Genomic DNA, 21,685 nt, shown 5'->3' with positions numbered 1-21,685 from the left:
AAAAATCGTAAAAACGAATATAAACTGCCTATGAAGTTTTTCTATCCTGTACTGTACTGTTTAAAATTTTATAAAACAACCCTTTAAAAATTTCTCTTCACAGGAATGCTTTTAAACTGTTTAGCTCAATATCTCCTCTATTTTAATATATTTGAAGGAAACAACACTTACCAATAACTAAAATTTAAAATGAAGAAATTAGTTTTTATCCTATTTAATGTATTTGTCCTATCAAGTTTTTGCCAAACAACTGATGTACAAAAAACTCTTGAAAGTATTAACAACAGTTTTAAAAACACAGAAGTGAAGCTATTAAAATGGCCCAAAAGCATGCAGTCTAAACTGGGCGAATTAAAGGACACTGCTTTTATAGCCTTCCCAAAAAAAAGTAAAAAAACAAAACTCCCGCTTCTTATTTCACTTCATGGAGGAGGTGGAAAAACATGGACTATAGAAGAACAGCTTAATCGCTCTTCTAAGGTAAAAGGGCTTCATCTTGCCGAACTAGCTGGAAAAGAACTCATACTTTTAGAGCCTAATTCTCATGGCAAATGGAATCCTGACACCCTCAATACTATGCTAGACTACATACTTGAGACGTATACTGAAATTGACAGAAATCGTATTTATGTTATGGGCCATAGTATGGGTGGTCGAGGTACATGGGATTGGATACAAAAATCACCAGAACGTTTTGCAGCTGCAGCACCTTGCGGCTTTAGTGGTATTTCACAAAATGAAAATGTAGATAAACTCATTAACCTTCCTGTTTTTGGAATGGTTGGAGGTTCGGATGGTAAAAACGTGAGTTCCGTAAAAACAATGGCTTCACTTTTAAAAGCAGCTGGGAACCCTAATGTAGAGTATATAGCATTTCCAGAAGCTAATCATGCCCAAGGAAACAAAGCGGTATTTAGTCATGTTCAATGGATAGATTGGATGTTAACGTTTCCAGTACATTAACAAAAAACATATTTCAGAATAGAAAAAGCTCAGTTAATAAATTAGCTGAGCTTTTTTTAATACAGTCTTAATAATTGTTGGGTAATTAACAGACCATTCAACACTTCTCTTAGCCTTAAACTAAAAGATTGTGAAATTCTATTGTTATTTTATCAAATGGTTAGGAAAATCGGTAGTCTTTTCACAACACAACTGTTCCATAACCTGTTGTAATTCTGTTTTTAACAATGATATGGTATGGTTACCTCCTTTTTTACCTAAAGCTGAAACTCCGTACATAAATGAGCGCCCCATAAAGGTAAACTTAGCGCCACTAGCCATAGCTCTGGCGACATCTGGACCAGAACGTACACCACTATCCATCATTACTTCAATTTGGTCTCCGTACTTTTCAGCAATTGTTGTCAAAGGTTTTACGGTAGATTCTCCAGCATCCAATTGACGACCTCCGTGATTAGAAACGATTATTCCATCTAGGCCCAATCTAATAGCCTCTTCAGTATCGTATTCAGAAGCTACACCTTTAAGAACTAATTTACCTTTCCACATATCGCGAATTGGTTTAATTTTTTCTTCGTTAAGTCGACCACTAAAAGTTTGATCCATAAACTTACCTAATTGCTTTAAATCTAAGCCCTTTGGCATATATGGTTTCAAGGTTTCAAAACTAGGAATACCATATTTTAAAGTTTGCAAACTCCAATGAGGATGTGTAAAACCTTGTAAAATATTGCTTAATGTCATTTTAGGAGGCATTGCCAGTCCATTTCGAATATCCCTTGGTCTAAAACCAAATGTTGGCACATCACAAAGAATAACCAATACTGGGCATTCTGCAGCTTCTGCTCGGTTTATGATATCATCTCTAAGTGAATCTTCGGCAGGATGATATAATTGAAACCAAGCCTTACCCTCTGTTAATTCACTGGCACGTTCTATACTGGTTGTAGTAACCGTACTTAGTATAAAAGGTATATTATGCTCAAAGGCAGCCTTTGCTAATATTTCAGGAGAATTAGGCCACATTAAACCTTGAAGACCTACTGGAGCAATTCCAAATGGTGCATCGTATTCTACACCAAATAATTTGGTTTTTAATGATGAACCATGGTGCTTTCTTAAATAATTAGGCTTTAATTGTACTTCCCTTAATTCAGAGGTATTACGAATTAAATTTACATCCTCGTTACAGCCACCGTCAAGATACTCAAATGCAAATTTCGGTATCTTTTTTTGAGCTTTTTTCCTTAAGTCATCTATTGAAGGATAACGTGTATCAAAACTTATTGCCATAATTTTATGCTAAAAATTTCTTTCTTAAATCTTCTACTTGTTCATCGTTTATAGGCACCATATCGCCCAGAGAACTACCAAGAACAATAGATTTAGCGCTAAATTCTGCCACTTCTAAATAATCAAAAGTTTGCAGCAACTTATCTCCTGTAATGATAACTGAATCATTTTCAATAATCAAAGCTGTTGGACAATTGTCAACTATTTCAGAATTATTGTTTTTTCTGAAATGGTGTCCGTATTTGACAAAATTTATGTCTTGTAAAAATATCCAACTTTCTGGAATGGTTCTTACATTTAAATATTCTCCAGTAACACCAAATGCCATCAGGTAAGGTGATTGTGTCATAATAATGGAGTTAACATCAGGATTTCTATTATATATTTCTTGATGAATCCATGTTGCTCTACTAGGTATTTTTCCAGCTTCTCGTTTTCCGTCTTTTATTTGAACAATATCATCTAAAGCTAAGTCCCAACGATCTACATCGGTTGGTGTAATTAAAAAATCGTTGTCATTCCAGCGCATTGAAACCGTACCATAAGACCCAATCATTAAACCTTGTTGACAAGAACGTTGTACTATTTTACAAATTTCAAGTCGTTTCTCAACTTCCTCAGAAGTGTATTCTACGCTCTCCATTTCGGGTAATACTCCAGTAGCTTGAGATTCAAACTCATCGATTTGCTCGTCTGTAAGGTATTTAGGAGTTCCTATCTGCGAACCATATGCAATTGTTCTTGCACAGAACTCTAATGCTTCAAAACGATCGTATGCATCAGTTAAATCGCTTCCTCCTAGAACAGTACCATGGTTTTCCATGATAACTGCCTTGTAACCTTTTTTAAACTCATCAGCAATAACATCGCCCAAATCTTCACTACCTGGTAGTCTATATTTGGCATAGCCAATAGGCCCACATATGTGTTTTGCTTGAGAAATAATATTTGTGTTTGGAATTTGTCGTACAATACTGAAAGACACTAATGCTGGTGGATGTGCATGAATTACCGATTTAATATCTGGCCTGGCTTCGTAAATCGCCTTATGAAATGGAAACTCTGACGACGGTTTATGCTTTCCAACAATGGTTCCATCCTTTTTTACACATATAATATCGGACGCTCTCAAAGAGCCCTTATCTACAGCAGAAGGTGTAACCCATATATCGCCATTTCCGTCTATGATTGAAATGTTTCCACCAGAGGTTGTAGTCATACCTCTTTTGTAAATTCTGCTAATTATCTCGGTGATTTGGTCTCTTGGATGAATTAGCTTAAGATTTTTTGACATAGTATTTAAATTTTAGGGAAAAAGACTTCCCCTTGAAGCCTACTTCCCTATATTATAGTTTTACAAATTTTCAATGAAGACTATCCGTTTATGATAAACGGCACATGCTTTTTAAGCGCATAGTTCTTTTTCAAGAACTTTGAATTCAGTTTGGTATCTGAAATTGCAATCGCTGCTCCTAAGGCAGAACCTAAAGACGCTTTTGTTGTTCGTAATTTCATACCTCTTAGATAATGAGACAATAATTTGATATAAATATCATTATCACTAAAGCCTCCATCAACATAAAGCCTGTCAATCTTTTCTAAATCTGCAATCCTCTCAATATTTTCTACTTGTAGTTTTACTAACTCTAACATCAAATGATGATAGGCGTCTTCAAAAGTACTGTAGTTATAATTTGTTTGTTCAGGCATGTTTTTATGCTCTATAGATTCCCATTTAAAGGAGTACTTAAAATCACTATTAATTCGAGCGTAAGTTTCATAATTAAACGCTACCGTTTTATGATAATCATCATCTTTACTAAATTTTTCAGATAATTTAGCAACCTGAACTTTATATTCGTTTCCTAAAAATAATCTTGAAGATTTTACAGGTTTTCCATTAATACGCATGTAATTAATACAATCTGAATTAATATCTTCTAGTGTTAAAGGAGTGTCTACAAAAGGATTCAAAGATATACTCCAAGTACCTGTAGATACCAAAACGAATGGTTTTTTTACACTTCTTACGTAAGGTAATAAGGCAGAAGAACTATCGTGTATTCCAACACCAATTTTTATTCTTTTACCATTGTAATTCATGTTTAAACTTGTTTCTGTAGAAACAATTGGAGGTAAAATAGCATTTATACCTTCTTTGTATACCCATTCCTGATAATCTTTGGTTTCGTAATTCCATAAAATGGTATGACAACCAATACTTGTGTATTCACTTAGAGGGACTCCTGAGAAAATATAACTTAAATACTGAGGTAAATGTAGAGAATATTTTATCTTTTTGAATACTTCAGGCTTTTTGTGTTTTAACCAATACAATTGCAATCCAGAATTTAATAATCCAGGTGATTTTGATGAACCACTTGTTCTCATTAATTCTTTATCATTACCATACTCATTGTAAAATTGTTCTACAATTTCAGCATCAATTTCTTTGGTATAATTGTACAAAGGAGTTAAAATTTGACCATTTTCATCCAAATGAACAAAACTAGCGCCATAGGTAGAAAAGTTTATGGCTTTTACCGAAAACTCTTCTGATTTTAAAATATTGTCAAAAACATCTTTTAACCATTGTTTTAATGCAGGTAGGTTTTCTGTAGGATGCCCATCTTCATCTTCAATTTCTTCAAAAGAGATATATTCTTTATGAACCTCTTTGAAGTCTTTGTCGAAAAGAAAAAACTTTTTGTTAGTTTTACCTATATCGAAAACGGCAGTTACTTTTTGTTTCATCTCATTTGGTTATAAACCAGTAGCAACTGTATATTTACCTCTTTCCTGAATTAATCCTGCTCTTACATCAAGTCCGCGATAAGCATGAATTGGACTTAAAGCTCCTCCGGCATTTAAACGTGCTTTTTCTAATAGAGGCCTTACATCTGTTCTGTAAGCTCCTTGTAATATCTCTTGACACTTTACAACATCGTTATCCAATTGTGCTGCTTTAAGTGCATCTTGATCTATAAGCATTGCTTTGGCATAGGCTTCTTGAATAGCTTCTAGAGATTGTATTAAATCTTCTAAAGGATCTTTTACGTTATGGCTAGCATCAATCATCCATGCTAATTCTGGATTTTGTGGATTGTTTTGCATACCATAAACTAGCTCATTGAAAATTAAGAATAAAGCATAAGGCTTGATACTTCCAACGGTTAAATCGTCGTCTCCATACTTACTGTCGTTAAAGTGGAAACCTCCTAATTTACCTTTTAATTGTAATATTGAAACTATTTGCTCTATATTCGAGTTTGGTAAGTGATGTCCTAAATCTACTAAAGTATAGGCCTTATCACCACAACCATTAGCCAACATCAATGATGCTCCCCAATCTTGAATTACCGTGCTGTAGAAGTTTGGTTCGTATGGTTTGTATTCAACTAACATTTTCCAATCGTCTGGTAACGCTTTGTAAATGTCTACCAAACTATCTTGAGTATTTTGAAATGCTGTCTGGAAGTTATTTTGTCCAGGGAAACAAGACCCATCTGCTAACCAAACTGTTAATGCCTTAGAGCCAAGTTTATCACCAATATTAATTACATCAATATTATGTTGGATAGCTTGCTCTCTTACGGCTTTGCTGGTATTACTTAAAGAACCATACTTATAAGTTTCAGCAGCATCTTTTTGATCTTGGAAAGTGTTTGAGTTAACAGCATCGAATTTAATGTTCAAAGCATCGGCTTTTTCTTTTATGGCTGCATAATCTGATGGAATATCCCATGGAATATGCAATGATACCGCTCCAGCGGTTTGGGTTAAACTATGTAAAATCCCAATATCATCAATTTTTTGTTCTAAGCTCGATGGCTCTCCGTAGAATGAAAATCTCCCGAAACGAGTTCCTCCGGCACCTAAAGCCCAACTAGGAATAGCCACTTGGAAATCGGCTAACTTTGATACAATGGAATTTACATCTTTTCCTTCCTTACTTAATTTGCTTGCTAAAAAATCAAAACTTTCTTTATGACTTTCTAAGCCTTTCTTGTTGAACTCTAATACCTGGTCTTTTTGGATTTTCATACTACTTAATTTTCTTTAAAGAAAAGAAACTCCCATAAATAATCTATTTATGGGAAGCTTCTATTTCAACTAAACTGAACTAAACTAATCTTTATAATTTTTAATATTTATACTTTCTTATCTATCTTACAAAAGCATTGGCCATACCACCATCTACATTGATAATATTACCTGTAGATTTATCGAGTATACCCACTAAAGAGAACACACCATTAGCTATATCATCTGGTGTAATGATTTCGTGCAGTAAGTTTCTTTTTGCATAAAAAGCTGGTAGCTCTTCAACGGTAATCCCGTTTGCTTTGGCTCTACCTTCTGCCCATGCACCTTCCCAGATCTTACTTCCAACGATAACACCATCTGGATTTACAGTGTTTACTCTTATTTTGTCTTTTGCTAATTCTGCTGCTAATAAACGTACCATGTGCTGTTGTGCTGCCTTAGCAGTTCCATAAGCTACGTTGTTAGGTCCAGCTACTAATCCATTTTTACTTGCAATAGCAATATAATCACCACCTAAACCTTGCTTACGGGCTATAGCTGCAAATTGTTTTGCTAAATCGAACTGACCTTTTACCAATATATTTTGCAAAATATTCCAGTCTTTGTCTGTTGTATCCTCTAATGGTTTAGATATTGCTAATCCGGCACTGTGTACTATGATATCTACTCCACCAAATTCCAATACAGCTTTCTTGTATGCACTAGCTATAGATTCTGTGCTTGTTACATCACATACTGCATAAGTGGACACATCTCTTTTGTATGTTGCATTAGCTTCTTTTAAAGCTTCTTCGTTAATATCAGTAAGTACTACGTTAGCACCTTGTGCTGCCAATTTATCTGCAATAGCTTTACCTATTCCTCCACCTGCTCCAGTAACTAAAGCAACTTTACGAGATAATGGTAATTCTTTTGGCATACGTTGTAACTTAGCCTCTTCTAATAACCAGTACTCAATATTGAATGCTTCTTGTCTTGGTAAAGAGGTGTAAGACGTAATAGCCTCAGCACCACGCATTACGTTAATAGCGTTGATGTAGAACTCACTCGCTACACGTGTAGTTTGTTTGTTTTTAGCAAAACTAAACATACCAACACCTGGGTATATGATGATTACAGGATTTGCATCACGAATAGCTGGACTATTGTCTACTTTACATGTATTATAGTAATCTTCGTATTCTTTACGGTAAGCTTCAAATGCTGGCTCTAATTTTTTCAATATAGCATCTGCATCAGACAAGTCTTCATTTTTATCTAAATCCAACACCAACGGTTGTATTTTAGTTCTTAAGAAGTGGTCTGGACAAGAAGTTCCAAGAGGCGCAAGGCGCTCAAGGTCATTACTGTTGATGTACTCCATTACAACATCGGTATCGGAGAAATGACCAATCATTCTGTTTTCTGAAGAACATAAACCTCTTAATAAAGGCATTAATTGCGCTGCTTTTTCTAAACGCTCTTCTTTTGGTAAGCTTTCTACTTTTTGCCCACCAAATACTGGTCCACCTGCTTCAATTTTCTTTGTGATATAGTCTGAAGCCATTTCTATAACCTCTAAACTGTTCATGTAACACTCGTAAGATGTATCTCCCCAAGTGAATAAACCATGACTTCCTAAGACGATACCTCTAATACCTGGATTGTCGGCTAAACACTTTTCTAACTGTAAACCTAAATCGAATCCTGGTTTTTGCCATGGTACCCAACCCATAGTATCTCCCCAAATTTCTTTGGTAACTTTTTCACTATCCTCGGCAGCGGCTACTGCGATAAGAGCATCTGGGTGTAAGTGATCGATATGTGCAAATGGTAATAAACCATGTAAAGGCGTGTCTATAGAAGGTGCTTTACTATCTAAATCGTAAATACAGTGGTTAAATAAACCAACCATTCTATCCTCATCGTGAAGTCCTTGATAAACATTTTTCAAATCTCTAAGTCTGCCAGTGTACAATCCTGCAATACCAGAACGTGTTAAGGTACCAATATCTCCACCAGATCCTTTAACCCACATAACCTCAACTTCTTCGTTTGTTAATGGGTCTTTCTCAATAGTTTTACAACTGGTGTTACCACCACCATAATTCGTGATTCTTAAATCCGCTCCTAATACATTGGACCTATATAAAAATAACTCCACTTGATTATCTCCTAAAGATGCTGCTTTTGCTTCATCCCATAAGTAATCAACATATTTAAAACTCTTTACAATTTCGCTCATTTTTAATTTTAGTATAAATTTCGAATCCAAAATTAAATCTGAAAACCATCTTTTCTATCCTGTACTGTACCGTAATTTTTAACATTTAAAATTAAAACTTTCTAAACCCACTTAGTAAAACAAAAAAACCTGCTTCAAAAAACACTCAAAATGCTTTTAAAAAGGGGTTATACTTCAAAATAACAAGAAATAACCTACAGCTACCTTATTTTTTTTATTCTTTGGCGAAAACCTCATTTATTTTTGCCATATAATTGGGGTTTTATTTAGGCTTTTTGTACTTTTCTAATACCTTTGTCGCAAGGAACTTGTCGCTTAAAAAAAGGAATTATGAAAATGATGAAATTTATTCAAATTGATGAGAACTCAAGGGTACCTAAATACCAGCAAATAATAGACTCCATTATTCATAATATTTCTACTGGAAATCTTACTATAGACCAGAAAATACCCTCTATAAACATGTTTAGTGAGGAATTTTATTTATCCAGAGATACCGTAGAAAAAGCATACAGCATTCTAAAGGAAAGGAACATTATAACCTCCATTAGAGGTAAAGGATTTTATATTTCCAGGACAAAACTAATTTCTAAGATTAACATCTTTTTTCTTATAAACAAACTCAGTAATTACAAGCTGAGAACCTACAATCATTTTATTAATAGTATTGGGCCTAATTCACATACCGATTTGCATGTATATCACTGTGATGAAACCCTCTTCTTGAACCTTTTAGACAAAAACAAAGCTGCTTACGACTATTTTGTTATAATGCCTCATTTCAAAACAGAAGACCAAAGGCATATTAGCTTTACAGATAAAGTTTTAGACAAGCTTAAAGAATTACCTCCTGAAAAGTTTATTCTTTTAGATAATAGTAAGCCTATTTTTAATGGAAAAACCAATGAGGTATATCAGGATTTTGAAAATGATATTTACGAGGCACTCACTAAAGGCTTGGATAAAATAAAAAAGTATGAAAAACTCATGCTAATTTATCCAGATAGATCGGTAAGCCCTTATCCAAGAAGGATTCTTCATGGCTTCCGTAAGTTTTGTGTAGAACACAAGCTGGATTTCGAAGTTTTTGATAATGTATATGACGATATGATCTTAAAACGTGGTGATTTATTCATTACTATTGAAGAATCTGATTTGGTTAGTTTAGTAAAGCAAATTCGTGAGGACGAATTCAAATTGGGAAAAGATATAGGTATCATATCTTATAACGAGACACCCTTAAAAGAACTATTAGGTATAACAACTATATCAACAAACTTTAAGGTAATGGGCGAATCTGCTGCTAAGATAATTCAAGACAAATCCTCGGGTTGTAAAATAAAAGTACCTTTTAATTTTATAGAAAGGGAATCTTTGTAACAATATTATTTTTATTGGAAATCTAAAGAGTATATTAGTATCACTCTAATTAATTGAAAACCAATCTAAAAAGACCTCACCCTTAAAACTCAAAACAAATGATTTAACATCTTCTAAATTACTTAAATCACAAGATGTTATAGTATATGTTTCTGTTTTTTCTACCTCACATAAACCTATAATCTTTCCTTCTCCAGATTTAACTTCAATTTTTCCACCGTTTAAGCTTAACACATTAAACTTAATCGATTTTTTGTCCTTTAAATTATAAAGATTAGGAAAAGAAATACTTCCGTCTTCAGCAATATTTTTTATTACAAAACCATTGTTTAATCCATCTTTTTTTTCTGTGCGTGTTGACCTCATGTACCATTCTGCTTCAATTTTATCCCAATTAGCATCATATTGTCCAACCCCCATAGCAAAATGCTTATCTAAAAAATTAGTATCGGTTACCATTTCTCCATTATCCTTGTAATGTAAATAGGAGATATAAGACTCTCTATATCTTGCCACATCTTTTCCCAAGTGAAAATGACACCATGTATGAAAACTTTGGTCATTCCAATCGAAATAATTACCATGCGCTTTACCATCTAATCCATAATTACTATTTCCTGAGTTGCCCACTTTAGTATAAGGTCCATAAATATTTTTAGAAGTAGCATAGTGTGAGCCAGCTGACAAATAAAAAATCCCGTTTCTTTTGTGTAGTGTAGGCTTATCACTACCCCCTAATACTTTTGCATCTCCAATAATCTTAACCTCTTTTGGTGTTTCGGCTAAAGAAATCATATCCTCACTTAACTTGGCAATCATATAATAAAAATCCGGATGGTTAGAACGATGATGCCCGAATACAATATAGGCTTCGTTATCATCATCAACTAAAACAGAGGGATCGTATTCCTTAATAGGTGTTAAATCTTCAGGAAGCATTGGTTTTCCTAAAGCATCTTTAAAAGGTCCTGTTGGTGTATTACCAACCATTACACCAGTATCTGTATTGCCGTTAGAAAAATAAAAGTAATATTTTCCATTTTTATAAGCGGCGTCTGTTGCCCAACATCGTTTAGATTTTCCCATATAGGTTTCTGTAGGCTCAATGGTGCGTTCTAAATCCCAGTGAACTAAATCATCTGAAGACCAAATTTTCCAATCCGGCATAACAAACTTCTTAGCTGTTTTATCCTCATCCCTTGTAGCATATAAGTAAGCTTTGTTATTAAATATCCTGATATGCGGGTCTGCCATACCTACATTTTTAACTAGCGGATTCCCTTCTTTAAAAGGTTTCTCGGTTTCGGTGTTTTCAGTTTGACTAGCTATTTTTGAGGCACTGTTCTTACATGAAAAATTGTTAACAAAACATAGGGCTATAAGAATTAATATGCTTAAAGTTGATTTAAAAAACTTCATTAGTAATGTTTATATGTTCTTATTTGAACACTAGAAGGCGTTTTCACTTTAATCTCCTCGTCCAATTTTGTTAATTTCCCAGCATCTTGGTCTCTCTTAAATACAACGATATTATCTGTAAACATGTTAGCGACTAATAGATATTTCCCTGAAGGGTGAATTGCAAAATTTCTTGGATGCTTACCTCCTGTATCTACTCTTTCTACCAAAGTTAATTTTCCGTTGTCCTCATTTATTTTAAATACGGTAATAGTATCTTCTTCTGGTCCTCTATTAGAAACATATAAAAACTTTCCGTCAGGTGAAATATGAATGTCTGCTGTTCTATAAATATCCTGCTGCTGACCATAAGACAGGTTATCTTCTACAAAAACCAAGTCTCCCTTAATATATTGATATACATCAACTCTACCGCTCAATTCGTTGGCCAAATAGCCAAACTTTCCATTAGGGTGAAATGAAAAATGTCTTGGTCCGCTACCTAGTTTTGTTTTTATGTCTTTTTGATTTGTAAGTGCTAATGAGTCTTCAGTATTTAACAGTGAAAAGCCTCGGATTTTATCGGCTCCTAAATCGTGAGCAAAAACATAATTACCATCTGGAGAAAAATTGGCTGAATGTATATGAGATGCTTCCTGTCTACTCTTAATAAGACTACTATCCTTAAAATGTAACACTTGACTATATGCTTCCAGAGTTCCATTTTCTTTAATTTTGAAAAGGCTTAAACTACCATCGGAATAATTGGAGTTTACTAATAGTTTTCCTGATTTGCTTACCTCTAAATGCGCTGGGTTTAAACCACCACAATCTTGAATATTTAGTAGGTTTAGTTTAGCATTTTCTGCATCTATCTCAAAAGCGCCTACCTTTCCGTTGTAGGGCATTTGCGCATCTAAAACCGAGTAGATATACTTACCATTAGGTGATAATTCTAAAAAAGATGAGTTTGTTAAACTATCTACCGTAGATTTTAATTCTGCTTTACCATTTTCATCATCAAACTCATAAACATAAATACCTTCTCCTGGTTTTTTATCAGTAAAACTTCCCACGAACATTAGGGTCTTAGTATTTGTTTCTTTTGTTTTACAGCTATGAAAAAACAGCCCCAATAAAAGTATTGCCCCTGCAAATACTACTTTATTCATTATTAAATTCTTTATAATACTTGTTCTCTGCACCTGTCTCAATGGTTTCATTTTTATAGTTTAAGGTTTGACCATCGCCAATATAAATACTTTTTAAGGAATCATCTTCATTTAATGTAATAATCGCAAAAGTCCCTTCAAAATGTATTCCTAAGGTATCACTTTTAAACACTTGGTTTTTAGATTGAGTGATTATAAATTGAGTTATAGTTTCAGAAGGTAACTTACTTACAATTTTTAAACCTTTATATATCCCATCTTGTTTAATTTTAGTCACCGATTGGATAGATGGCGCTTCCATATCATTGTAAGGCTCAAAAACCACCACAAACGGATTCTTCCATGCTTCACCTTCTTGTCTAATAACCAAGGTAGGCGTTGGCAAATCGTTATAAGGTTCGGGAGACTCGAAAGTAGTTGGAGCCTTTACTTTGGTATAAGTTCTATTTTCAAAACCGGGAATATGGAGTTCCATAAAAACCGCACCCTGCCTTAATTTTTTAGTATGAAATTTTGCCTTTACATCATCGGTATATGATTTTGAAGTTTTTACATTCTTGAAAAAATGCCATCCTGGATGCCTGTAAAGTTTATTGCGTTTCCAAGGTTCGTTTGCATTCGCCATATATCTTTCAGGCGTTTTTTTAAACTCTAAATCCTTGTTTTCAAAAGTGAGTTTGTCTCCTATATTATGATACAAATAATCATGATATTCATTGGGTAATCTGGATTTTGAGCGAAATACATCCACATAATACCCTGTTGTAGACGAAGTTCTAATTAAAGCTAAAGTGCGTTCTTGACTTGCCTCGGCTTTATCACCTTTATCATCTTCAAAACTTGTTAAACTAAACGAATGGTATGGAGATACCCCTTCTTTTCCAACTTCAGGCTCCATAGCAATCGGCTTTACCTTATTTATACCTAAGTTTACCCATCCGCCTTCGCCTTGAGAGCTTCCATTCACGATTACTGTATTGTGTGCAGCAAAAATCCTGGAATAATTTTCATGTAAATCTTTACCGTATTTTTTTCTTCCGTGGTCTACACCTAATACTTGTCCTTCGCCATAAAGTTCAATGTTCATACCTTCTGCATGCCCATGAACCATGTGCGCACCACCAACAAAACACATTAAACCATCTTTAGGATTCTTGGTACTGCTTAAATTACGTTGCATAATAATGCCTGCATGATATACTTTGTCGGTTCGAGGCAATTTGATAGATGCGGGGGCATCTTTAAAGTCATCGTCATACCAAAACAAAGCCTCAACCCCTTCGCGTACATATTTCCCTTTTTTAATTGCGGTACTAATAAGTGGTGCAAATTTGTTTTGAATTTTCGTTAGGCCATCCATCTTAGCCAAGGCAAATGCATTTTCATAAGCCTCGTAGGGCGCATGAGCTCGTCGGTGTCCATCACCCCAACGTACAATGTCGTTATTTGGATACACAAAATAATCGAGTCGCGGTAAAGCATGCAACACATTAGGATACTTCTCCCCTAATTTTAAAGACGGATTGTATTTATTAACTACTAACATCAATCTTGCTAAAATAGACGTGGTATGATTTAAATATTGAGAGGTTTCTGGCCAAATATCTCCTTCATTTTTATAATTTTTAACCATAATATCCAAGGCATCTTGGTTCTCTGTACTTTCTGTTAAAAAATAAGACAACCATTTTTCTCGCTCCTTTTCATCATCCATTGCTAAGGCATTAAACACCAAACTAGGCGCTTCTAAAGCACAGTGGTTTGAGCCTGTTTGTCCATAATTTACTGTTATGTTTGCGTAAGCCTTAAATACCTTTTGAGCGTCTTCAAAAGGAAAATTCACTTTATTGTTTTTTACTATATCAAAAGCCTTTCCTTCTTGTTTTAGATAAGGATGTATAAAATCATAAATTAGCGGTAGTTTATACCCTATAACACGAACCTCACGAAAGCCATCATAAGGAAATAACCAACCTCCTCGACCTCTCCAAGCAGATACTTCTGATTGCTGAACAGATTTCAAAAATGAATACAAAATGCTACTCGCTACATAGGCATATTTTTCATTCTCGGTTAAGTAATACATAACTCCGCAGTTTAAAGCTACTTGCAAGTTATTTATTAATAATTCGGCGGGTTGCCACTCTTCATCGGTGGCATTATCCAAATTCTCTTGAACACCATTGGCAACATGTGTTGTTTTTAAAAATGAAGGAAACTGATTTTGCTGTTTTTTAGACCAATCAAATGGTAATTGTCTCACGAAAGCTTCAGGATTTCCATAGAAAACCTCAACTTGCTTATCAGTTTCCTTTTTCAAGTTGGCATATATCTCATTTGCCCAATCCTGGTTTTCTATTTTATCGAGTATTTTTTGACGTTCAGAAGCCTTTACCAAAATAAATGGGCGTTCTTGGGTTTGAGACCATACCTTAAATTGAGTTATTGTAATACATGCCAATAATACGAAGCAACCTATTATTTTTATTTTTTTTTGTAGTTTCATGCGCTATATTATTTCGTAATTTCTATTACTCATATTTCATCAGTTTAATTGTTCCGGCGATACCTACAGAGGTTAAAGGCTCATTTTTATATCTATTTGTCCATCTGTTTACAGCTGGAATATTTAAAGACCTACAGTAGTTAGACAACACGGTTGTGTAGTGAATTTCAATATCATTTTCGCCTTCTTCTATAAAATCTGATACTGGATATATCGCTTTTCCGAACCAACGTTTCCCAACTTTTTTACCGTTTATGTAAAGTTCTGTAATGCCTTCATTCACATTGCCTAAATCTAAATGCGTAATGGCATCTTCAACAGTAATTTTAGCTTTATAAATTATAGTTCCTGCAAATGTATTTTGTGTTTGATCTTTTGATGCACCAAAATCCTGTAAAGCAGTCATGCTCCACGTAAAACTTTCACCATCTACCCTTTTCCCTTCTACCGCCCAATTCGTTCGTATTTCTTTTGAAAATACCAACTCGGTTTTCTTATCTTTAGAAGTAACCTCTGGTTTTTTGTCTTCAAATACTAAAAGTAAAGACTGAAGTGGTTCTAAACTGATGTCTAATTCGTTTGAAGATGTTTCAAAATAATAAAGCTTGCGTTCACCTGTTTCGGGATTCCAGAGATATGGATATTTATTTTGAAATGGAAATTTCGCTATAAAATTTGACGCCTTATAACGATTGACATTTGTAAAGAAATAAATGATTTCTTTTGAAGTTGTTTGATGGATTTGAAATACGTTTTTACTGGGATTATTAATTTCAACATCTGGTGAGAGTTCAGATGTCTTCAAAACTTCTTCCGTCCATGAGAATAATTCCTCCATTGAATTTGGTGAATTCACACTAATAATTGATGATGCATAATTATTTTGAATATCAGTCATAATTCGTGAAACAAGGGCATCATTAGTTTGATAATTACTGTACCCTAGAGATTTATCAGGTAAACCATCAATAACAACAACCTTGCCACCAGAAGCCACAAAATCTTTCAATGTTTTGGCTACTTTAATATCTACTGATTCCAAATTAGCTAAGACAAGTAATTTAAAATTCATGTCGCCATAGGTTAAAACGCCAGCGTTTACCTCAGCATTCGCCAATACATTTTGGTTGATATAATCGCAAGAATATCCTAACTGACTTATAGGTTCCCACAACCTATATAAATACTCTGGTTCTAAGTGAAATGGTTCTCTTGCCAATCCTTTATCACCCCACAAATCGGAAGTTGGTCCTAAGATGGCAATAGATTTTTCAGCTTTTGAGTTTTGAAATACATAAGACAATCGCGCATTATAATCTACCCAACTACTTAAATGTTTCCACCATGGGTTTTGCTCACTGAAATAAGCACCATAGCGAATCCAACCAGGAAAAGGTGCATCTTTAGGCGAATAATTATACCCATGTAGAACCGAGTGATTGATACCGGTTATGAAATTCATATCGTCATGCTGTTTAATCTCCTCCAATGTGGTTCTAAAAACACCATTGGTATTGGTCATAGTTTCGCAACTGGTTATTTTTTTACCCGTTAAATGCGCTCCTGACGAAGCGTACAAATTCCATATCATGTAGCCATGAGATTGTCGCCATTGCCAGAGCGAATCTCTCATTTTAGCCGAATAAATCCAGTTATTACTTTCAGGAATATCGGGTATCATATAACCATCCATCATTCCCATTAAAAACGGGGTTCCGTAGGCTTGGTAGCGACATAAAATGCCATTTTCTTCACAGAACGCTTTATACGTCTTGGTGAAATTCTCGAGAAAAGTTTCCACCAACATGTTGTTATAATCAAAACGCACACGCTTTACCTGCGTTTTAAAATCTTCTGAAAATTCATCTAAATATTTACTTTTAGAATAGTCGTGATGCCCTTCATAGAACACGAAAGCTAACCAAGGCTCAAGTTTGTAGCCATACCTTTTGAAAAATAACTCAGAAAAACCATCGCTCCAATTGGCTCCAGACACCTCTATGCTATCACAAAACAGTGCTCGGATTAATTGGTTTAAAGGAATACCCGAACGCTCCGAAATTTTCTTCATCCTATTTAAATAAGCCAAAGTCATTTCCTGTTTGTAATGGTCAATAACAGGACCAGCACCTCCTGGTGCTCCCAAAGTAACATCCCTAAAATCTTGTTGCAATAATTGATACGACAGATAATAACTCCCTTCCCCATTAATGGCATATGAAATATTACCTGAGTCATCCTGATGTCCTGTAAGGTTGATTATTTGAGTAGAAGAATTGCAGTTGACAGGTACTAATGAGATACTTGATAAACGCCATGTTGTACGTTTACTGTTGCGTTTTTCTTCACGGCTGTTCTTGAATTTATTTTTATAATAGTCGATTAAATAGCCTTCACTTACCTTAATAATATCCCCCGATTGGTACAAAATTTTATCTGAGACCATGCGTTGACAGGTTTGGTCTTCAGTTAGAAACTCCCCACCAAAAGGCCAACCCGTTCCAGCTATAATATCAGCAATCATGCCCAAATCTTGCGTTTTTTTACAGGCATGTACTACAAGGTCTACCCACTCATCACTCATCCAAACCAGAGACTTTTCATCTGTTGGCGTCGCATTAGGCATAGCGATAGGATTTATTTCAACACCACCAAACCCCACATTTTTTAAAGATTCTAGCTGCCTGTCTAACTCCTCTTTTTTTATTTTGTTGCCATTCCACCACCAGCGCACAAAAGGTCTTGCTTCGGCAGGTGGATTTTGAAAACCTTTCAATAAATCTTGAACTAAATCTCCAGGTTGATTCGCTGTAATTTCATTGTTGGAATTACAGCTTACAATTAAAATAAGTAATGCAAGACACAGGACTATTTTATTAAAAAAGAATACGATTTTTTTCATGAGGAATGGTTAAAGTGTAATTACTTAGTTTCAAGTAACAATTTGAATTCACATTAAGAATAACAAAATAGTTATTACAACTACAAAAACCGTCCTGAACTATCTTGACTACTTCTTATAAACTTTGAAGTTTTTATAAATTGCCGAACGTCGATACATGTGACGAATACCAATTCTACCTTCTTGTATTGGTTTTACTTTAGAAATATCCCATTTAAAGGTTTCTTCATTTCCTTCATTTTCCATTTTAAAAGACAATGTATCTTTCGATTTTATTGCAGTAATATGATACTTTTTACCCTTCTCAAAAAAGCCTTGTTCATCGTAAGAAGGTTCCACCACAATGGCATTAAATGGTTGTCCTTTGGCTTTAGGATATCTTCTCGATCTAACATAATAAAATCCATCACCTTTATTTCCAAACGCTGCATAACTAATATGAAAAACGTTCATATTTTCAAAATACTGTCTCATGGCAGGAACTTCACGTTTCTTTTTCCACTTTGAAATGTCTTTTTCATGAACTCCTTCTTCGTCTCCAGTGGCCTGAATATAAAGTATATTCACAAATCGATTTTCATCATCTGTTTTGATGTAGTCAAATTCAATTTTTACATCTCCAGTATATGAATTTTTTGTCCATAAAACCGCATGATGTGCATCATTATAAGCTTCAGGACCTGCTTTAAAATGCATGCCTTCCTTAGTGTTTTCAACCGTTGCAATTAATCCATCTAAAGTCCATTGTTTTGTCCAATCTTTGGTACAATCATCCTGAAAAGCTAATTTCCAATCATCTTGGGTATCGCTGTTCTTTTCTTTAAGAGGCTTGTTTGTTTTGCAGGAAACTACAAGGACTAAAAACACTAATAAGAATACATTCCACTTCATAACCACTATTTACTTAAGAAATCTTTACCCCATTTTTCTCTTAGCTCAACCGCAAGTTGATTTACAGTGTCCTGAAATTCTGGTTTTTCAGCTAAATTATCTAATTCTAAAGGGTCTGTTTTATGGTCGAATAACATACGAGCGTAGGCAATACCATCATCTTTAACCCATTCGGTGTAAAACAAATCACCTTTAATTAAGGTAACCATATCTTTAAATTTAGACACACCCCAATCTTTTTGTGGCGTTTCCCCATCGATTATTGGTACAAAACTTTGTCCCTCAACGGTTTCAGGACTATCCAAACCAACTAAATCCGCTAAACTTGGATAAATATCTATGTATTCTGTTATCGCATCCGTTTGTTGCCCGCTGGTTTTACCTGGCACTTTAATGATAAGTGGTGTTCTTAAAGCGGTTTCAAACGTAACATGTTTGCACCATAATTTGTGGTCGCCTAAATTCCAACCATGGTCTCCCCATAAAATTACGATGGTATCGTCTTCTAACTCTAAACGCTTCAATTCGTCTAAAACCAAACCAATCTGTGCATCTACATAGCTAACACAGGCATAATAGCCGTGAATCATCTCTTTTGCCATGTCTTCTGAAACGTCTCCTTTTTTAGGGATATTACTATATTTACGTAATTCCCCAAATTTATGAAAGGCCTGTTTAGGTGTCGTTTTTGGTTGTATGTAGCTTTCAGGAAGCTCAATCGTACTTCTATCATACAAATCCCAATACTTTTTTGGCGCATTGAATGGTAAATGTGGTTTCATAAAACCAAGTGCCAGAAAAAATGGTTGGTTCCCTTCTTTTAGTTTTTGTAAATCTTCTATCCCTTTTTTAGCAATTTTACCGTCAAAATAAGCACTGTCTTCAACAGCTATATTTTCAAAAGGAGGTCCATAACCTGTTACTATAGCTTGCTCCCTACTTTCAGGTATTTGATAATCTCTAACATTTCCTTTAGGGAACCATCTCGAATCCCAAGCAGTATTATCGTCTTTACCGCCATGGTATATTTTACCAGTTGATATTGTTTTATATCCATTCTGTTTTAAAAGCATGGGTAATGATACTGCCTCCGGATAGTCATGGTCTTTTTCTGTTTTAGCATCAATAAAACGATGACGTGTTGGTCTTGCACCCGTAAGCAAACTTGCTCTTGAAGCTCCACAAACTGGCACGTTACAATAAGCTCTATTAAACACCAAACTTTCGCTGGCCAATTTATCTAAATTGGGCGATTGGATATGATTGGCGCCGTAGAAGTTCAACTCTGGACGTAAATCGTCCACAGCAATAAATAAGATGTTTTTAGGTTTGGTTTCCTGGGCTACTTCGGTGTTCTTCTTCTCCTCTTTACAGGATGTAAAAATTAGCAGACAGGCTATAAGTATTGTGAAAGCACTTTTCATGATATAATAATTTTACCAGTGTTCTATGATGGTGTGGTCTTCAATTGTTAGTGTGTTTTTTATCTCGTCAGGAATTTGACGCTTTTTAGTATCCTTATCCAAACGATTTCCTCTTCCACTTTTTGGAAGCAGTAGTGGCATATTACCGACAGTATTGTCCAGAAAGTCGCCTTGAGATTTCATCCAAGCAAACAAATCGTTTCTTAATTGCTCTTTAATGTCTTGTAATTCTGGATTGTTAATAAGATTTTCCCTTTCAAAAGGGTCGTTTTCTAAATCGTATAATTCTTCAAAACGTTCCCTTTTATGAGCTTCTGCACCGCGCTTGATAAAGAAATCTACATTTGGTTTTCCTGTTAAGTTTTTATCCACAACCTCTACCGAATTGAAATTCCTAATGTATTTATAACGCTGGTTGCGTATCATACGCGACGGAAATACTTCAGAAAATAATATATTCTGATTGGTTCTTACACCATAAACATAGTCGTTTATCTTTACATCTTCACCTTGAAGCAATGGTAAAAAACTGCTTCCATCCATATCATCGGGTGCCTTCCCTCCTGCTAGTTCCATAAAAGTTGGCAACACATCGGTATAATGAATTAATTGATTGGATGTTGTTCCTGCTTTTATCATTTTAGGCCAACGTGCCACAAATGGTACTTTTAAGCCTAAATCTTTTACGCTAAACTTACCAGACACACCATGGTCTGCACTATAAATAAACAGCGTATTATCATCTAGATAACTATCTACAAAGCTCAATACTTTTTCTAATTGGGTGTTATCTTCTTCTATACTTCTGTAGTACCCTGCTTTTTTCTTTATGTAATCGGTGTCCTCTTTTTTATTGGCATTAAATGGATAAAACTTAATATCACTGGCTTTCGGATTTTCTACATCAAAATATGTAGCATGTGGATAAGCCGATGTGATAAACATACAGAAAGGTCCTTTGGTTGTTTTTAAATAGTTTTCAATACTGTCTAAAGGAATATAAGGTCTTGGAACATCCTTTCTATATACCGGATGCCATTCTTTATCCCACTGATAAACATTTCCTGGTTTTACATGACTTTTACCTGCTAAAATAACTTCATAACCTAAATTTTTCATGTGCGTGGTTACGCTTTTAATATCCGGTTTTGTTGCTGTATGGTTCGCAAAACAGCCATTTTTTAACGGGTATTTACCAGTAAATAATTGTGACCTACTAGGTGCACAAATAGCTTGTGCTGTAAATGCGTTGGTAAACAGCATGCCTTCTTTTGCTAATCTATCTACGGCCGTGGTGTTTACTTTTTCATTACCATAACAACCATAATCCTGTACATCTTGGTCGTCTGCAAGGAAGAAAATAATATTTGGTTTGGAAGCGGTAGAGTTTCTAGAATCGATATTACCTTCCTTTTTTTCTGCTTTATGGGCACAACCGAAAGCAATGCTTAAAACCAATAGTATTACTACTTGAAGTTTTCTCAT

The 21,685-nt window shown here is 34.8% G+C and carries 14 protein-coding genes; 2 read left to right on the top strand and 12 right to left on the bottom strand.

Annotation, left to right across the window (positions count from 1 at the left end; translation table 11 throughout):
• Positions 1 to 189: 189 nt before the first annotated feature.
• The gene (locus tag M0214_RS10455) at positions 190 to 963 is read left to right on the top strand and encodes a dienelactone hydrolase family protein (protein ID WP_248722516.1); all 774 of its coding nucleotides are present in this window, start codon (positions 190 to 192) and stop codon (positions 961 to 963) included.
• A 144-nt stretch (positions 964 to 1,107) separates the two neighbouring features.
• Here the strand turns inward: M0214_RS10455 and M0214_RS10450 are convergent, their stop codons facing one another.
• From M0214_RS10450 to M0214_RS10430, 5 genes are all read right to left on the bottom strand, one after another.
• Complete coding sequence (locus tag M0214_RS10450) at positions 1,108 to 2,256, bottom strand: alpha-hydroxy acid oxidase (protein WP_248722515.1); 1,149 nt, start codon at positions 2,254 to 2,256, stop codon at positions 1,108 to 1,110.
• A 4-nt stretch (positions 2,257 to 2,260) separates the two neighbouring features.
• Complete coding sequence (locus M0214_RS10445; protein WP_248722514.1) at positions 2,261 to 3,550, bottom strand: class II aldolase/adducin family protein; 1,290 nt, start codon at positions 3,548 to 3,550, stop codon at positions 2,261 to 2,263.
• 80 nt (positions 3,551 to 3,630) lie between these two features.
• Complete coding sequence (locus M0214_RS10440; protein WP_248722513.1) at positions 3,631 to 5,010, bottom strand: FGGY-family carbohydrate kinase; 1,380 nt, start codon at positions 5,008 to 5,010, stop codon at positions 3,631 to 3,633.
• 9 nt (positions 5,011 to 5,019) lie between these two features.
• Positions 5,020 to 6,300, bottom strand: a complete 1,281-nt coding sequence (locus M0214_RS10435; RefSeq protein WP_248722512.1) for a sugar isomerase — start codon at positions 6,298 to 6,300, stop codon at positions 5,020 to 5,022.
• Positions 6,301 to 6,421: 121 nt separating this feature from the next.
• Positions 6,422 to 8,527, bottom strand: coding sequence for a bifunctional aldolase/short-chain dehydrogenase (locus M0214_RS10430; protein WP_248722511.1), 2,106 nt, complete (start codon positions 8,525 to 8,527; stop codon positions 6,422 to 6,424).
• 336 nt (positions 8,528 to 8,863) lie between these two features.
• On the opposite strand from M0214_RS10430, the gene M0214_RS10425 reads away from it, so the two are divergent.
• Complete coding sequence (locus tag M0214_RS10425) at positions 8,864 to 9,907, top strand: GntR family transcriptional regulator (RefSeq protein ID WP_248722510.1); 1,044 nt, start codon at positions 8,864 to 8,866, stop codon at positions 9,905 to 9,907.
• A 45-nt stretch (positions 9,908 to 9,952) separates the two neighbouring features.
• On the opposite strand, the gene M0214_RS10420 is transcribed toward M0214_RS10425, so the two are convergent.
• The 7 genes from M0214_RS10420 to M0214_RS10390 form a co-directional block, all read right to left on the bottom strand.
• Complete coding sequence (locus tag M0214_RS10420) at positions 9,953 to 11,326, bottom strand: family 43 glycosylhydrolase (RefSeq protein WP_248722509.1); 1,374 nt, start codon at positions 11,324 to 11,326, stop codon at positions 9,953 to 9,955.
• Positions 11,326 to 12,477: a lactonase family protein gene (locus M0214_RS10415; RefSeq protein WP_248722508.1), complete on the bottom strand. Its 1,152-nt coding sequence runs from the start codon at positions 12,475 to 12,477 to the stop codon at positions 11,326 to 11,328. Before M0214_RS10415 ends, M0214_RS10420 begins: the two co-directional genes overlap by 1 nt.
• Positions 12,470 to 14,983: a heparinase II/III family protein gene (locus M0214_RS10410; protein ID WP_248722507.1), complete on the bottom strand. Its 2,514-nt coding sequence runs from the start codon at positions 14,981 to 14,983 to the stop codon at positions 12,470 to 12,472. The genes M0214_RS10415 and M0214_RS10410 overlap by 8 nt, the downstream gene beginning before the upstream one ends.
• A gap of 25 nt (positions 14,984 to 15,008) precedes the next feature.
• Entirely contained in the window at positions 15,009 to 17,885 is a 2,877-nt protein-coding gene (locus M0214_RS10405) for a glycosyl hydrolase (RefSeq protein WP_248722506.1), read from the bottom strand.
• A 108-nt stretch (positions 17,886 to 17,993) separates the two neighbouring features.
• Entirely contained in the window at positions 17,994 to 18,776 is a 783-nt protein-coding gene (locus M0214_RS10400) for a DUF1961 family protein (protein ID WP_248722505.1), read from the bottom strand.
• Positions 18,777 to 18,781: 5 nt separating this feature from the next.
• Entirely contained in the window at positions 18,782 to 20,200 is a 1,419-nt protein-coding gene (locus tag M0214_RS10395) for a sulfatase (RefSeq protein WP_248722504.1), read from the bottom strand.
• A gap of 12 nt (positions 20,201 to 20,212) precedes the next feature.
• Positions 20,213 to 21,685 carry a sulfatase gene (locus tag M0214_RS10390; protein ID WP_248722503.1) on the bottom strand — a complete coding sequence of 491 codons (1,473 nt, stop codon included), beginning with the start codon at positions 21,683 to 21,685 and terminating at the stop codon, positions 20,213 to 20,215.

The organism is Seonamhaeicola sp. ML3 (assembly GCF_023273855.1).
Lineage (GTDB): Bacteria > Bacteroidota > Bacteroidia > Flavobacteriales > Flavobacteriaceae > Seonamhaeicola.
The sequence above is the reverse complement of the archived record's forward strand: the minus strand, read 5'-3'. Positions and strand labels throughout refer to the sequence as shown.